A 16,415-nucleotide genomic window follows, 5' to 3' on the forward strand; every position below is an offset into this window, starting at 1 on the left:
CACCCCTCTAGTCTACTCTATTCTGTAATGGAGCTATTTTAAGCGCTTCGACCACATCCTCCAGCTTCATGCCCCGTGAGGCCTTGAACAAGACAACATCTCTCGGATGGAGCTTCTCCAGCAGAAAACGGGTCAATTCTTCTTTGCTCTCAAACGCATGTACGGCGTCCGCAGGCATGTGCTGTCTCGCCCCTTCAGCGATACTTGATGACAAAGACCCATAAGCCAGCATCATATTCATTTTGGCAGGTGTAATATACTCCCCGATGCCACGATGAAGCTCTTGCTCCTGAGGTCCCAGTTCGAGCATATCGCCAAGTACAGCTACTTTATTACGATATCCCTTAAGGCTTTCTAGAACATCCACTGCGGCCTTCATGGAGGTCGGGCTTGCATTGTATGCATCATTGAGCAGGGTCAGACCACTCACACCCTGAAGAACTTCAATGCGCATGCCTGTCAATTTCAATCCGGACAGCCCTGCTGCAATTTGCTCGGATTCCACTCCATAATGTCGTGCAACCGCTAGCGCAGCAAGACAGTTAACCACATTATGAGTCCCCAGCAATGGCAATGTAAGAGCAGCTTCTCCCAACTGCTTGGTCGTAAAAGCAACCCCGTTTTGCACATTCATGAGTCCAGTTGGATAATCATCATTATCTGTATGCAAGCCAAATGTATAACGCTGAAGGCCTTCAGGCTGCTTCGTCGCCGGCTCTGCCAATACTTGTTCAATCAAAGGCTCGTCTCCGTTGTAGATCAGTAAACCGCCTGGTTTCATGCCAGCAGCGATTTCAGCCTTGGCACGGGCAATCTCCAATCGGGACCCCAGTTGAAGCAGATGAGACTCCCCAATGTTCGTGATGATCGCGACATCCGGCTGGGCGATCACAGACAATTCTTCGATCTCCCCCCGGCCGCTCATGCCCATTTCAAGAATCACAATTTCGGTATCGGGCTCCATGCTTAGTACGGTGAGTGGCAGGCCAATATGGTTATTAAAGTTGCCTTGGGTTTTGTGCACTTTGAACGTGGTAGACAGAATGGCATCCACAATGTCTTTCGTTGTTGTTTTGCCATTGCTGCCCGTAATACCCACGACTGATGCATCGCTTTCCCGCAAATAGGATGAAGCGAGCACCTGCAATGCAACAAGGGTATCCTCTACCACAATGACAGCACCTCGTGGTTCAGTCCCATGGTCCCTTTGCCATAGGGTTCCAGCAGCACCCTTCTCTACACAGGTTTGCACAAACTCATGTCCATCAAACCTTTCGCCAACCAGCGGGATAAAGAGACTTCCCTGGGTGGGCTTACGTGAATCTGTAAATACACCTTCAACAGACACATCTCCATAAGCGGCAACGTCAGTTAGTGTTCCTCCACACATCTCGGCGATTTGTGCCAATGTTTTTTTTATCAATTGGATTTGCCCCTTATCGCTTCTTTCGCTATGATCCGGTCGTCAAAGTCCGTTTTGGTTGTACCAATGATTTGATAAGTCTCGTGGCCCTTGCCCGCAATCAATACTACATCGGCAGGGCTTGCCATTTCAATAGCTTCATGAATCGCCTGGCGCCGATCCACAATCATGGTATACCGATCCGCTTGAATGCCATCTTCAATCAGTCCCTGTTCAATGTCTTTAAGAATCAAATCAGGATCTTCTGTACGCGGATTATCGGAAGTAACCAATACAATGTCGCTATATTTCGCTGCAATTTTGCCCATTAACGGGCGTTTCGTACGATCTCGGTCACCACCGCACCCAAATACACAGATTACACGTCCCTCAGCAAATTCTTTCACTGTCCGCAGTACGTTCTCCAGGCCATCCGGAGTGTGTGCATAATCAACAATAACAGCAAACGGCTGTCCTTCATCCACAGCCTCTACACGTCCATCTACACCAGGTACCGTCTCCAGGCTACGTTTGATCTCTTCCAACGGAACATTCTCAACCAACGCAGCAGCAATGGCAGCCATTGCATTGTACACATTGAATTTGCCGACCATCCGTAGACGAATATCCGTGCTGCCACGGAAGGTGTCCACATGGAAAGAAGTACCTTGAGAGGTAATGGATATTTGGGATGCGCGAACATCTGCATGGTCTTCCATGCCGTATGTAATCACTTCAGCCGCTGTAACAGAACTAAAATATGCTGCTGCAGGATCATCTGCGTTGATCACAGCAAATTTGCGCTTCGAAGCATCCTCCGTATAACCGTTACCCAGCCTTGCAAAGAACAATCCTTTGGCTGCGCGATATTCTTCCATGGAATGATGGTAATCCAGATGATCCTGCGTCAGATTGGTAAACACGGCAGTTCGGAATTCCGTTCCCTTAACACGACCTTGCTCCAGAGCGTGGGAGGATACTTCCATAACACAGCAGTTCGTACCTGCTTGAACCATATCATGCAGACTGCGCTGCAAGTCGAGCGCTTCCGGCGTTGTGCCTGACATTGGGTATGTGCGACCGTCATAACGCATTTGAATGGTCCCGATCAACCCCGTTTTCTGACCAAAATCACTCATGATTTTTTCTATCAAGTAGGTTGTCGTTGTTTTCCCGTTGGTTCCCGTTACACCAATCATATTCATCTTGCGGCTTGGCGAGTCAAAAAAGGAATTTGCCAATACAGCCATTGCAAAACGGCTGTCTTTGACCAACAGTTGCGGAACAGGCAGATCCAGCTCACGTTCCACTACCAGAGCAACAGCTCCAGCGTTTACGGCCTTCTCCGCAAAATGATGTCCATCGACCGTATGTCCCGGAAGACAGATAAACAGATCTCCCGGTTGTACCTGGCGAGAATCTGTCTGTAGGTTTTGGCATTCTGTATTTGGTTCGCCAATAACACGGGCGGTTGTCAGCGTTGATAAAAGTTGTTTTAAAAGCACATGAATAACCTCACTTTTCCAAGTTTACTTCGACTTCGATATCTGTCTGTATTCATACTATCGACAATACAGCCCATTAATGAAACGCAAGTTAGTGAATTTTGTTGCGGTGTGGGGATCAAGAGCCCGGTCAGGGCTCTTGTCCTTCCTCCTTGGTATGATCATGAATATCATTCAGAACATCGCTCATATAGATGCGTATGGTAGATCCCTGTTCCACCCGTGCTCCTGGCTTTGGCGCCTGGTTAATAACATATTTGCCACTGCCGGATTTGGCCAGCATAAAATTCATATTCAGATCCTCATACAAGTCTTCGACCGTAGCTCCTGTCAGATCGGGAACCGTCACAATTTTGGTCTCTCCATACTTGTATTGTTTGGCTACCTGATCCTTACGAACAGGAACATTCATGTAATGCAACGAATCCTCAAGAATGTTCTGCACAATCGGAGCCGCAACCACGCCACCAAACTGAATCCCTTTCGGATTATCCACCGCAGTATACACAACAATCTGTGGATCGTCAGCTGGAGCAAAACCAATAAAAGATACGATATGCTCGGTAGAAGAATAACGTCCATTAATGACCTTCTGGGCTGTACCCGTTTTGCCGCCAACCCGATATCCATCGATGAACGCGGGACGTCCCGTTCCTTTGGCAACTACACTTTCCAGGGCTTCACGCACTTGCTTGGACGTAGCTTCCGAGATCACTTGTCGAACCAGTTCCGGCTTGGCTTCTTCCATCACTTCTCCCGTTACCGGATGAACCCATGCCTTAGTAACATAGGGCTTGTATAGTTTGCCACCATTAATGGCTGCTGACACAGCAGCTACTTGTTGAATCGGTGTAACGGAAACCCCTTGACCAAAAGCAGTGGTTGCAAGCTCTACAGGTCCTACACGTGACAGTTTGAACAGAATACCGCTGGCCTCACCACTCAGGTCGATTCCTGTTTTCGTGCCGAATCCAAAGTCTTTAATGTAAGAAAATAACGATTCTTTGCCAAGCTTCTGCCCTAAAGCAACAAACCCGGGGTTGCAGGAGTTTTCCACGACCTGCAGGAAGGTCTGACTTCCATGGCCGCCCTTTTTCCAGCAGCGCAAGCGAGCGCCCCCGACTTCAACAAATCCGGGATCATAGAACTGATCCTGGGTCAGATTGACCTTTTTCTCTTCCAGTGCCGCTGCGAGCGTAATGATCTTAAACGTTGAACCTGGTTCGTAAGTCATCCAGATCGGTAAGTTCCGGTTGTATACTTCGGAAGGATATTGCTGATAATCCGCCGGTTCATAGCCCGGTCTGCTGGCCATGCCAAGAATTTCGCCCGTTTTGGGATTCATGGCAATGGCAAGCGCCGAGTTGGCCTGGAATTTGACCATGGCCTGATCCAGCTCTCGTTCCATGATGGACTGTATCGATTTATCAATAGTCAGTTTCAGGTTCAGACCATCCTTCGGTTCCACATACTTCTCAGATGAGCCCGGCATAAGCCTTCCGGCCGCATCGGACAAGTAGGACACACTGCCATTCAAACCGTTCAACTTGTCATCATATTTTTTTTCGACGCCCGTCAGCCCCTGATTATCAATGCCCGTAAATCCAAGAATATGAGCCGCCAGATCGTCATAAGGATAAAAGCGTTTATTATCCTCGGCAACAACGATACCCGGAAGCTTCAAATCACGGATGTGCTGAGCCTTCTCCATCGTAATTTTGCGGCCACCGGGTTGTAGTCGGACAATTAATTCTCTCTTCTTGATGGTTGCCAGCACTTTCTCTTCGGTCATCCCCAGCAAAGGAGCAAGCGCTCTTGCTGTTGTTTCCGCTTCTTTCACCTGAGCAGGAATCGCCATAATGGTCGGAGTTGTCACGTTATAGGCCAGAGAAGTTCCATTCCGATCCAGAATTTCTCCCCGTTTGGCTGAATAGGGGATGTTGCGCCGCCAGGATTCTTCCGCTTTCGCCGACAATTCCGGGCCTTCCCCAAGTTGTACATAAGCAAGCCTGATCACCAGGGCAGAAAATAACAACACTAAAATCATTAAACTCCACAGCAGCCTGCGCCGCAGATTTACGCTTGATCCCTTCACGAAAAGATCCCCCCACTCGTCCCAAAATCATGATTGTGTTCCATTCATGAATATTCAGGACAACCGGGGGTTAGAACAAGCTGTCAGTGATCCCTATGGAAGCGAAGTCTCATCTGATGTCTCGGCAGACGATTCGGTCTCATTTGAAGGTGTGGTTGTCGTACTTGTTTTCCCCGCTTCTTCCGTGTTCACCGCTTCATCAGATTCCACTTGGTTATTAGCCTTATCTTCTGACGTTGGATCAGAAGACTCAGGAGCCTCATCTGCTATACCGGTAACCGCCGCTTTGGCTGTCTGCAAGCTAAGCTGAACCGTTCTCTGTTCGCCTGACACCTGCTCCGTTTGCTTCACGACATACCCTTCGCCTTTAACGGTTACGCCCACTTTCATAAGAGAAAGTACTTCAAGTGCATCCCGGAGAGATTCACCTGTCAGATCAGGGATTTTCATCTTGCTACTCTCTTCGGTCAGCAGATAGATTCGCTGACCCGGATTCATGGACGCACCCGGTACAGGGTACTGACGAATAACACTTTCACCTTGACCGAGCGTTTCATAGGCAATCCCTGCGTTCAAAAGCTGGCTTCTGGCCTGTTTCGCTGTCTTACCTGACAGATCAGGAGCTTTGGCTTGAACGACCGGAGTTGTTTTTGACTTTTTGTCAGTGGTTTTCACCGTATCTTTCGGGACTCCCATATATTGAAGAGCTTGACTGGCAATCTTTTTGAATACCGGTGCGGCGGCTTTCCCTCCGCCAATATTGGCACCGTCCGGCTGGTCAATCACAACCAGGATCGCAATTTTAGGATTATTTACGGGTGCAAAACCGATAAACGAAACGACGTCTTTGGATTTACTGTAATCCCCGTTGACAACTTTTCTGGCCGTACCGGTTTTACCAGCCACACGATACCCTTCAATGTAAGCATTACGTCCTGTACCAATCGTCTGATCTGCAACAACCTGCTCTAGGTACCCGCTCACCAGTTTGGAAGATTCTTTGGAAATGACCTGACGAACGACTTTAGGCTTGATCACTTCGGATGAACCGTCATTTGGATTGATAATCTCCTTCACCAAGTGCGGCTCCATGAGTTTCCCACCGTTGGCAATGGCCGAAACGGCTGCTACCTGCTGGATTGGTGTTACCTGTACAAGACCATGACCATAGGCGGCTGTGGCAATTTCGGATTTATAAACCAGCGGCTTGATTGGTGAAGCTGATTCACTCGGCAGATCAATGCCCGTCTTTTTACCAAAACCGAATTGGTCTATGTAATGACGCAAACGTTCACCGCCAAGCATGTTATAGCCCAAATTAACAAACGCAATATTACTTGAACGTTTAACACCTTCCAAGTAGGAAATTCGACCATAAGCGTGACCGTTGTCACTGATTGGGTAACCCCCGATATAGATCCGCTTGGATTCAAACGTGGCGTTAGGATCAAACAGCTTCTCTTCAACTGCACCCGCCAAGGTAACAATTTTAAACGTAGACCCTGGCTCATAGATCGATTGTATAGCATGGTTAATAAAATTTTTCTGATCTGGCGTATTCCCATAGGTATTAGGATTAAAGGTTGGCCAGTTCGCCATACCGAGAATTTCCATCGTATTGGGATCTGCAGCAATGACAGTCATACTCAGCGGATTGTACTGAGCTACTGCTTCTTTCATTGCATTTTCGATGTAGAACTGAATGGTATCATCGATTGTCAGCTTCAGATTATTCCCGTTTTGCGGAGGAAGATAGCTGTCCTGTGAATCGGGAAGCTTAATACCTTTGGCATCCTTCTGATAGTTCAGATAACCATCTGTACCTGTAAGCTGTTCATCGTAGGATAATTCCAGACCGTTGACAGCCTTCCCATCACGACTCATATACCCCAGGAGATGAGAGGCAAGGGTTTCTTCAGGATAATATCTCTTCGATTCCTGTGTCATGACAATCGCGTTTTGACCCTTGTAGTCATCTTTCAGTTTTTCGCGAAATTCTTCTACTTTTGCAGCCAAATCAGGGCTGATTTTATACCCTTCACTGCGTACTTCACGTTGCTGAAAGAATGTCCCATCTTCCTTTTTGGCTGTTACAAGCGCACGCATTTCGCTCTCGTTTTTACCCAACAAACCAGACAATTTGTCAATAACCACATCTTCAATGCCGAGCTGGTTAATTAGCTCCGGATTCACAGACACGGTGTATGCAGGAGAATCTGTCGCCAGAATGTTACCATTCCGGTCTGTGATTGAACCACGACTAGCCTTGATAGTTTGTTCACGCTCTACCAAACCAGCGGCTTCTTCCTGCCAAAAACCGCTATTAACAACCTGAATAAAAAATATGCGGATTATTAATACAAGAAAAAAGAGGGTAATGCATCCCCCTATAAGCAACGTGCGCATCTTTATTCTTTTTACCATCGGTACACCTCTTTTGCTTCAGCATTTTGTATGGATGGATACAAAATGTTCTACTTATTGGCTGGATCCGAGGATGATTCAGTACCTGCCGAGTTCGATGTACTCGTTGAGCGAGGCACAAAAATGACATCCTTGCCGGAAGCCTCAACATAACCAAGTTTGCGAGCATTCTCGATGACCAAATTGTTCAGTTTTTCTTTTTCTACTTGCAGATTTGCAATGGCTTTCTCTGCTTCTCTCACGTCGGACAACGTCGTCTGTGCCTGCTTGTTAAGCTCATAGATGTGAGCATAGCGCGACATCATTACACCGCCGACAACAATAACAGCAATCAGAGTAATCAGATACAAAAATTTTTCGCGTGCCGGAAGACCGGTACGACGGGTCACCACTTTGGTGGTTTCCTTGTACCGCTGCTGGGTCACACGCTCTTGGGACGCTTTTTCTTTCACTGCCAGATTACCACGTGTATATGCCATACAAAGGCTCCTCCACTCTGTTTTTACAATTTCTCGGCTACGCGCAGCTTCGCTGAACGAGCACGGGAGTTCTCGGCCAGTTCCGTTTCCGTCGGACTTAGCGGCTTTCTGTTCACTAAACGCAAGACACCCTTACCACCGCATACACACAACGGAAAATCGGGAGGGCATGTACATTTCTCCAGATAACTGCTAAAGATCTGTTTGCAAATCCGGTCTTCAAGTGAGTGAAAGGTAATAACAGAGACACGTCCACCTGGCGCCAGACACCGAACCGCCTGATGTAACCCTTCCTCGAACGCACCAAGCTCATCATTTACTGCAATTCGCAACGCCTGGAAGCTGCGCTTCGCAGGATGTCCTCCGGTACGACGCGCTGCCGCAGGAATGCCTTCTTTAATCAATTCTACCAGTTCACCAGTCGTCTCAATCGTCGATTGCTTCCGTTTCTCTACAATGACACGAGCAATTCTTCTAGAGAATTTCTCTTCACCATAACGATACAATACGCGTGCAATCTCCTCTTCCGGCCATTCGTTAACGATCTCCTTGGCAGTGAGGGATGCATCCTGATCCATACGCATATCCAGAGGAGCATCGTGATTGTAGCTGAATCCACGTTCCCCTTCGTCAAATTGTGGAGAGGATACCCCCAAATCGTACAAAATCCCATCAACCTGTGGTACGCCATCTTTCATCAGTACATCCAGTTCCTTAAGAACCTGCTCCAGATCACGAAAATTGGTTTTGACCAATGTAATTCGCTCTCCGTACGGAGCCAATTTTTCACGTGCGTTATCCAAAGCCCAATCATCCTGATCAAGTGCGATCAGACGTCCCTCTGGACCGAGCTTGGAAGCAATCACGGAACTATGTCCCGCGCCGCCTAAAGTGCAGTCCACGTATATACCGTCCTGCTTGATGTTTAAACCCTCTGTTGCCTCTTCTTTGAGTACGGTTATGTGGTGAAACAACCTGCACCCCTCCTGACTTTATAGATCAAAATTAAAATCGACCAGCTTTTCGGCAATGTCGTTGAATGCTTCTTCGGATTGATTGAAATAACTCTCCCATATGCCTTTGCTCCAAATCTCCACCCGGTTCGACACACCAAGGACAACGCAATCTTTGTCCAGCTTGGCATACTCTCTAAGATTGCCCGGCAAATTTACCCTGCCCTGTTTGTCCAATTCACATTCGGTGGCACCCGAGAAAAAAAAGCGGGTAAACGCACGTGCATCAGATTTCATTAATGGCAGTGCTTTGAGCTTCTGTTCCATGACCCCCCACTCCTCCATGGGGTACACGAAAAGACACTGGTCCAAACCCCGTGTGACAACGAAAGAAGGTCCCAGAGATTCGCGGAATTTAGCCGGAATAATAACCCGACCCTTATCATCAATGCTATGTTGGAACTCCCCCATAAACATTGGCCCACTCACTCCTCACCCGTTTCTCCCACTTTGCCCCACTTTCCACCACCTAAGCATAATAGATTCGCACAAAAAAATCAAAACCCTTCTTGCTTGCTTTACTTTTTTAATTTCGTAATTGCAAAAAAACGTCTTTGATCCTGTCAGTCAGGATCAAAGACGTTTCCCGTTTACGAACAATCGCACGTACACCGCATATGAGCCATTCATCAATTAACCATTGTAAACCCTTTGAATCACTTTATCAGCTTGTAATTAATGGATTCCTCTTAGAATTTCCAGCTATCCAGATATTTTTCCTGCTCCGCTGACAGGGAGTCGATGGCAATGTTCAAGCTTTCCAATTTGTAACTTGCGACCTGCTGGTCGATGTCATAAGGTACATTAACAACGGTTTTACCCAAGCTCTCATAGTTCTCGCTTACATAACGCAGACCCAGCGCCTGCAAAGCAAACGTCGTATCCATAATCTCGGCAGGATGTCCATCTGCTGCACCCAGGTTTACAAGACGTCCTTCAGCCAGCAAATACATTTTACGACCATCTTTGAAACGATATTCTTCAATGTTGCGGCGTACTGTGCGGATTGAATCCGAACGTTTGGCAAGCTCAGGTTTGTTCACTTCCACATCAAAGTGTCCAGCATTGCTCAGGATCGCTCCATCTTTCATTACATCGTAATGCTCTCCAGTAATCACATCTTTATTGCCCGTAACCGCGATGAAAAAATCACCCAGCTTGGCTGCTTCCACCATGGTCATAACACGGAATCCGTCCATATGCGCTTCTACAGCCTTGATAGGATCAATTTCCGTTACGATTACATTCGCTCCCAATCCTTTGGCTCGCATCGCTACGCCTTTACCACACCAACCGTAACCCGCTACAACCACATTCTTGCCTGCAACGACCAGATTCGTTGTACGGATGATCCCGTCAAATGCAGATTGACCTGTACCGTAACGGTTGTCAAACAGGTATTTGCAATAAGCGTCATTGACTGCAACCATCGGGAATCGCAATTGGCCTTCTTTCGCCAAAGCTTTCAGACGAATGATGCCCGTTGTCGTTTCCTCTGCTCCACCACGAATGGTGGCAGCAAGATCCGGACGCTCCGATGCAATAATTGTGGCGAAATCCCCACCATCATCAATAATCAGGTCAGGTTTTACCTCCAGTGCACGGAGCTGCAATTCCTTGAATTCAACAGGATCCGGATTATGTTTGGCGTACACCGTAACTCCATCTTCAACCAGAGCTGCACAGACATCGTCCTGTGTTGACAATGGGTTACTATGCGTAATGGTAACTTCTGCACCACCAGCCTGAATGACTTTTGCCAGATAAGCCGTTTTAGCCTCAAGGTGGAGACAAATTGCTACTTTCAAGCCTTTAAACGGCAGATCTTCTTCAAATTGGCGACGAATGCGGTTCAATACCGGCATATGCGCTTCTACCCAATCAATTTTTAAATGACCTTCCGAAGCAAGTCCCATATCCTTCACAATACTGTTTTGCAAAGCAGGTGTTGTCATTCCTTTTCCCCCTCAATATATTCCTACTATTATAAAGGTCACTACAATGTGATCACTTGGTGTTGTCCACGGAATTCGCACTGACTTTCAATCAGCTGCCCAATCCACTCGGTTCCATAACGATTCAGGTAAAAGAGCGCACTATGTACTCGTTCCTGCGGTTTGTTCATGGGAAAAAGTGAATTCTGAATTCCGTTCCAGTGCCTTAGGCTCACATTGTGTTTTTCTTTGATCGCCTTATGGGTCTGCTGTTGTAGATACTGTATCTGTTCGCTGATTTTGCCTACATTGGTTTCTCCAATTCGGTCCAGACCAGGATGAATCTCTGCAATCTGGTCAAGCAATGGTTGATATAGATCGGCGAACGCTTGTTGAACTCTCCCAAACTGTTCATCCACCTGGAAGGTCTCCTGCAGTGCCAGCCATTGCTTCTTCCTATCTTCCATATGATATTGAACGTCCTGGAAAGAAAGACCGTACTGCTCCATATGTTTGCGATGAACATCTTCCAAAATGGTAAAGGACAAGCGCGGCAGCAAAATAGGCATCTGCAATCCGAACTGCCGGAACGCTTCACGCGTCAATCCCCAATAGGCAATCTCCCCCTGACCCAAAATAACAGCCGCTACAGGCAATATGGAGTCTTGCATCAATGGCCGTGTCAATACATTGTTGCTAAACCGCTCGGGATGTTCAGCCAACTCCTGAAGCAGTCGCTCTTCTGTAAACGAAACCAGACCTTTACGGTCGCTGTACAAGCCGTCTTTCAACATCAGAAGCAACCGTGCCCCATCATGTATGTAAAACAGATTGGCCCCATCTTCCGCGACTTCAGCTGGCATGGCATATCCGGCTTGTTCCAACGCGGAGGCACCTTGTGCATATGCTTGCCGTAAGGTCCCATTTTCACGAATCAAACGCTCAAATACAGGCTGCTCAAGCCTGCGCAAGTCTGGATCTGCGGCATCCATCAGAACAAGTCCAGTGCTGCCAAACAAGGCTGAAATTAATCGGGCAAATGCATCACTTAGGTTCGAGCTGGATTGATGTATCTCGGTAATCAGCTTCATTAAACCTGGTTTGTGTATTGTATCCGGTAACAACTGCTCCACCTGCTCCAGCACAGTCATCCATTGTTCCGTTTCCACACGGACATAACTCACGGAATCCCTGCCTGCAAACCGCCCTTGTAACTTGATCTTCTTCATGTCCCCGCTGGCGTCAGGCAAGTATGTGTGGTTCACTTCATCCCAGTCATGGTCTTCTCCTGCAATCCAAAAAACGGGAACGACTGGCCGTTGTAGCCTGTTCTCCGCTTCCCGCGCAGCTGCAACCACACTTGCTGCTTTGTAAATTACAAACAACGGACCTGTAAGCAGGCCGCTTTGCTGTCCTCCCGTAACAACCAACGCATCTTGTTCCGCGAGACGAGTGATGGACTCATGTACTGCACTATGATCGTTCACCCGCTTATTATATATACGTAGATATTCTGCCAGGCTTTGACGGGGTATGCGTGTGTTTTCCGATTGGTCCAGCCACTCGGCACGTGTATGCAGCCCCGATTCCCAGCGTATATCATATTCGTAAAGGCCACGCGCAGCATCCCTTGAACAGACATAGTCTTCTGCAAGTCGCGTTCCGCTGCGGAGTGCCTCGGTCATACCTTTCATGAGGTCTGCCTCCTATCTGCTTCAAAGAGCCTTTCTTGATTGTACCGAATGAGTGCCCTCTTCGTCAAAAGAAAGTGCATCAAAAAATAAAAAACCACCGAACAAAGTCGGCGGTTTGATATTTATGGATAAGTCCAAATGAAAATTGTACTTTTTATACGTAAGGTTCTGCAACCCAGTGACCTTTGGAAACCTCAATCAATTGAGCATTCTGCAGGTTGTAAGGATCATTTGCAGGACCACCAGATCCATTTTTATTTGCTTGTTCTTCCGGCAGCAGAATGCGACGTTTGCTCGCTTCTACTTCCGGATCAGGTACAGGGATCGCAGACAGCAATGTTTTGGTGTAAGGGTGAATCGGATTAGCATACAGTTCTTCACTTTCTGCCAACTCCACCACTTTACCCATGTACATTACAGCTACACGGTCACTGATATGCTTAACCATGGACAAGTCATGCGCAATGAACAGGTATGTCAAGCCGAGGCGCTGCTGAAGTTCTTCCAGCAAATTAACGACCTGAGCCTGAATGGACACGTCCAATGCAGATAATGGCTCATCACAGATGATGAATTTAGGGTCTACAGCCAATGCACGGGCAATCCCGATCCGTTGTCTTTGACCACCTGAGAATTCATGTGGATAACGGAGTGCATGGCTAGGATTCAGACCTACAAGATCAAGCAGTTCTTCAACACGTCTCTTCCGCTCTGTCCGGCTTGACGCCAGACCATGAATATCGAGGGATTCACCGATAATATCCATAACATTGAAACGTGGATTCAAAGACGCATATGGATCCTGGAAAATCATTTGCATATCTTTACGCATTTCTTTCATTTTGCGTGGGGACAGCTTATAGATATCTGTTCCGTTAAAGTTAACGTTTCCGCCTGTTGGCTCATAAAGGCGAAGAATCGTACGGCCAGTTGTGGATTTACCACAGCCAGACTCCCCTACAACTCCAAGTGTTTCGCCTTCAAAAATATCAAAGCTAACATCATTAACCGCTTTGAGAATGTTGCCTTTACCCAAATTGAAGTATTGTTTCAGGTTCTTCACTTGAACCAGCGGCTTGTTGGCACCTTTGATAATACCAACTGGAGTAGGCTTTTCTTTCTTAGGCTCGTCCAGACGAGGAAGAGCATTCAGCAATTTAATTGTGTAAGGATGCTGAGGGTTACTGAAGATTTCAGCAGTTGTCCCTGTTTCAACAACTTCGCCTTCCTTCATAACGACAACACGGTCACACATTCCTGCAACTACTCCAAGGTCATGCGTGATAAGCATGATCGAAGTTCCCAGCTTTTGCTGCATGTCCTTCATCACATCCAAGATTTGTGCCTGGATCGTTACGTCGAGTGCAGTTGTTGGTTCATCCGCAATCAGAAGGGATGGACGGCATGCCAGGGCAATCGCAATCATAGCACGCTGACGCATACCACCGGAAAATTGGTGCGGATAATGGTTCATACGTGCTTCCGCATTTTTGATGCCTACAAGTTCAAGCATTTCCAATGCACTTTTTTCAGCTTCTTTTTTGGACATATTCTGATGCTTGCGCAATACTTCGGTAATTTGTTTACCAATTTTGATGGTAGGATTCAAAGAAGTCATTGGATCCTGGAAGATCATGCCGATATCTTTACCACGGATGGCTTCCATCTGTTTATCTGTCTTATTCAGCAGGTCCTGCCCGTGAAAAGTAATTTCTCCGCTTTTGACCTTCGAAGGCGGGGAGGGAATCAATTTCATGATGGTTTGGGCAGTAACACTCTTACCACTACCAGATTCACCTACGATCCCCAGCGTCTCTCCTTTGCCAAGTTCAAAACTCACATTTTTAACGGCATCAAATTCACCAGAACGCGTTGTAAATGACACACTCAGATCTTTGACTGTTAAAATCGGCTCCATAATCCCACCTCCTATTTCTATTTACGTAATTTCGGATCAAGCGCGTCGCGCAAGCCGTCACCAAGCAAGTTAAATGCGAGCATTGTCATAACCATCAGACCTGCAGGGAACCACATCCGCCAAGGATACAGCGTCCAGCCTGTTAAAGCGTCATTGATCATTGACCCAAGTGAAGATCTTGGTGCCGAAACACCCAAGCCCAGGAAGCTCAGAAACGCTTCTGCAAAGATGGCATTTGGAATTGACAACGTCAATGTAACGAGAATGGGTCCGACAGCATTTGGCAACAAATGACGGAAAAGCTGACGTCCTGTGCTTGCGCCCATGGAACGAGCCGCAAGAATAAAGTCTCTGTTTTTGAGTTGCATAATCTCACCACGTACAATCCAGGACATGCTGATCCAGCCTGTAATGGTAAGGGCGATAATAATGGTCGTTAAACTTGGCTCCAATACAACCAGCAACAGGATAACAACGAGCATGTAAGGCAGGGAGTACAAGATCTCGGAGAACTTGTTCATGATACCATCAACACGTCCACCGTAGAAGCCCATAATTGCCCCATAAATTACACCGATGACAAGGTCAATTAAAGCAGCGGCTAAACCTACAGTAAGAGACACACGTGCACCTACCCAGGTTCTTACCCATACATCACGACCCAATTCATCTGTTCCAAACCAGTGTTCAGCACTCGGTGCAGCGTTGGCATTCAATAGATCATTGGAATAATAATTATAGCTTGAGAATAACGAAGTTGGACCAATCATTGAGAAAATGACAACAAGGACTAGAACAGCCAAACTAATCATAGCGGCCTTGTTGGTTGCAAGTCTGTACATAGCGTCTTTGAATAGCGATACACTCTCTTGCGATTTCAACGCTGCCTGACTATCCAGGCCTGTGTTCGCTGTTTCTTTATTGTTGTTATTCGTGCCAGACAACGTTATGCCCCCTTCCGGCTTTCTAGCTTAATTCTAGGATCGATCAAAACGTAAGCAATATCTGTCAGGAAACGTGCAAGCATCAAGAGGATACCATAGAAAATTGTAATCCCCATAATCATCGTATAATCACGATTCGTAATACTCTCTACGAATACTTTACCAATTCCACCAATATTAAAGATCTGCTCAATAACTACGGAACCTGTAATAATATTCGCTGTCATCGGACCAACATAAGTAACGACTGGCAGAATTCCGTTCCGTAAAACGTGTTTAAACATGATAGCAGGCCATTTCAAACCTTTGGCTTTGGCTGTCTTGATGTAGTCTGCATGCAACACTTCCAACATGCTTGAACGCGTCAAACGCGCGATAAAGGCAATTGGAGATGCGGACAGGGCTGCAACCGGAAGCACATAGTCGAGTGGACCATCGAAGCCCATAACGTTAAACCAGCCGAACTTAAAGGCGAAGACGTATTGGAGCAACGAAGCGAGCAAGAAGCTCGGAACTGCAATACCAATAACAGCTAAAATCATTGTTACATCATCAATCAGCTTGCGATGGTAAACTGCGGCAAGAAGTCCCAGCAGAACACCCACAATAATTGAGATAATGATCGCAAAGATTCCCAGCTTCAATGATGCTGTAAACGTTTGAGTGATCATGTCAGATACATCCTGATTCAGGTATTTCATCGAAACCCCGAAATCACCTTTGATGATTCCGCCCATATACTTCAGGTATTGTTCATACATCGGTTTGTCTAAACCATACTTCACTTCCAAAAGTGCCCGAATTTCGGGTGATACTTTTTTCTCGGATGTAAAAGGGTCACCCGGAATGGCCTTCATCAGGAAGAAGGTTGCTGATGCGAGTATGAAAAGTGATAGCAGCATAAATAGCAGTTTTTTCAAAACGTACTTAACCAACCCTTGCACACCTCCACAAACAATATTTTGTATACAAATCGATTGTAGATTTAGACAGAAATAAAGTCCAAT

General features: G+C 46.8%; 12 protein-coding genes. All 12 read right to left on the reverse strand.

The window, feature by feature from the left end:
• Nucleotides 1-7: 7 nt before the first annotated feature.
• The 12 genes from JNUCC31_RS04730 to JNUCC31_RS04785 all read right to left on the reverse strand — a co-directional run bounded on the left by JNUCC31_RS04730 (nt 8) and on the right by JNUCC31_RS04785 (nt 16,343).
• Nucleotides 8-1,420 (reverse strand): UDP-N-acetylmuramoyl-tripeptide--D-alanyl-D-alanine ligase, encoded by a 1,413-nt coding sequence (locus tag JNUCC31_RS04730; protein WP_323374389.1) that lies wholly within the window; start codon nt 1,418-1,420, stop codon nt 8-10.
• A complete protein-coding gene (locus JNUCC31_RS04735; RefSeq protein ID WP_192268960.1) occupies nt 1,420-2,907 on the reverse strand; it encodes a UDP-N-acetylmuramoyl-L-alanyl-D-glutamate--2,6-diaminopimelate ligase in 1,488 nt (495 codons plus the stop codon). Before JNUCC31_RS04735 ends, JNUCC31_RS04730 begins: the two co-directional genes overlap by 1 nt.
• A gap of 130 nt (nt 2,908-3,037) precedes the next feature.
• On the reverse strand, nt 3,038-5,002 hold the full coding sequence (locus tag JNUCC31_RS04740) for a stage V sporulation protein D (protein WP_192268962.1): 1,965 nt from the start codon (nt 5,000-5,002) through the stop codon (nt 3,038-3,040).
• 93 nt (nt 5,003-5,095) lie between these two features.
• Entirely contained in the window at nt 5,096-7,426 is a 2,331-nt protein-coding gene (locus JNUCC31_RS04745) for a penicillin-binding transpeptidase domain-containing protein (RefSeq protein WP_228469513.1), read from the reverse strand.
• Between the two features lie 50 nt (nt 7,427-7,476).
• Nucleotides 7,477-7,905, reverse strand: coding sequence for an FtsB/FtsL family cell division protein (locus tag JNUCC31_RS04750; RefSeq protein WP_192268964.1), 429 nt, complete (start codon nt 7,903-7,905; stop codon nt 7,477-7,479).
• Nucleotides 7,906-7,928: 23 nt separating this feature from the next.
• Entirely contained in the window at nt 7,929-8,879 is a 951-nt protein-coding gene (rsmH, locus tag JNUCC31_RS04755; RefSeq protein ID WP_192268967.1) for a 16S rRNA (cytosine(1402)-N(4))-methyltransferase RsmH, read from the reverse strand.
• Nucleotides 8,880-8,897: 18 nt separating this feature from the next.
• Nucleotides 8,898-9,335 (reverse strand): division/cell wall cluster transcriptional repressor MraZ, encoded by a 438-nt coding sequence (gene mraZ / locus JNUCC31_RS04760; protein WP_017687291.1) that lies wholly within the window; start codon nt 9,333-9,335, stop codon nt 8,898-8,900.
• A 272-nt stretch (nt 9,336-9,607) separates the two neighbouring features.
• Nucleotides 9,608-10,873: an adenosylhomocysteinase gene (locus JNUCC31_RS04765; RefSeq protein ID WP_192268969.1), complete on the reverse strand. Its 1,266-nt coding sequence runs from the start codon at nt 10,871-10,873 to the stop codon at nt 9,608-9,610.
• Between the two features lie 41 nt (nt 10,874-10,914).
• Nucleotides 10,915-12,546 carry a bacillithiol biosynthesis cysteine-adding enzyme BshC gene (gene bshC / locus JNUCC31_RS04770; protein WP_192268971.1) on the reverse strand — a complete coding sequence of 544 codons (1,632 nt, stop codon included), beginning with the start codon at nt 12,544-12,546 and terminating at the stop codon, nt 10,915-10,917.
• 154 nt (nt 12,547-12,700) lie between these two features.
• Nucleotides 12,701-14,464 (reverse strand): ABC transporter ATP-binding protein, encoded by a 1,764-nt coding sequence (locus tag JNUCC31_RS04775; protein ID WP_192268972.1) that lies wholly within the window; start codon nt 14,462-14,464, stop codon nt 12,701-12,703.
• 17 nt (nt 14,465-14,481) lie between these two features.
• Nucleotides 14,482-15,363 carry an ABC transporter permease gene (locus JNUCC31_RS04780; protein ID WP_416234422.1) on the reverse strand — a complete coding sequence of 294 codons (882 nt, stop codon included), beginning with the start codon at nt 15,361-15,363 and terminating at the stop codon, nt 14,482-14,484.
• A gap of 47 nt (nt 15,364-15,410) precedes the next feature.
• Nucleotides 15,411-16,343 (reverse strand): ABC transporter permease, encoded by a 933-nt coding sequence (locus tag JNUCC31_RS04785; RefSeq protein WP_192268976.1) that lies wholly within the window; start codon nt 16,341-16,343, stop codon nt 15,411-15,413.
• Nucleotides 16,344-16,415 lie beyond the last annotated feature (72 nt).

Origin of the sequence: Paenibacillus sp. JNUCC-31 (genome assembly GCF_014844075.1) — a bacterium.
GTDB lineage: Bacteria > Bacillota > Bacilli > Paenibacillales > Paenibacillaceae > Paenibacillus.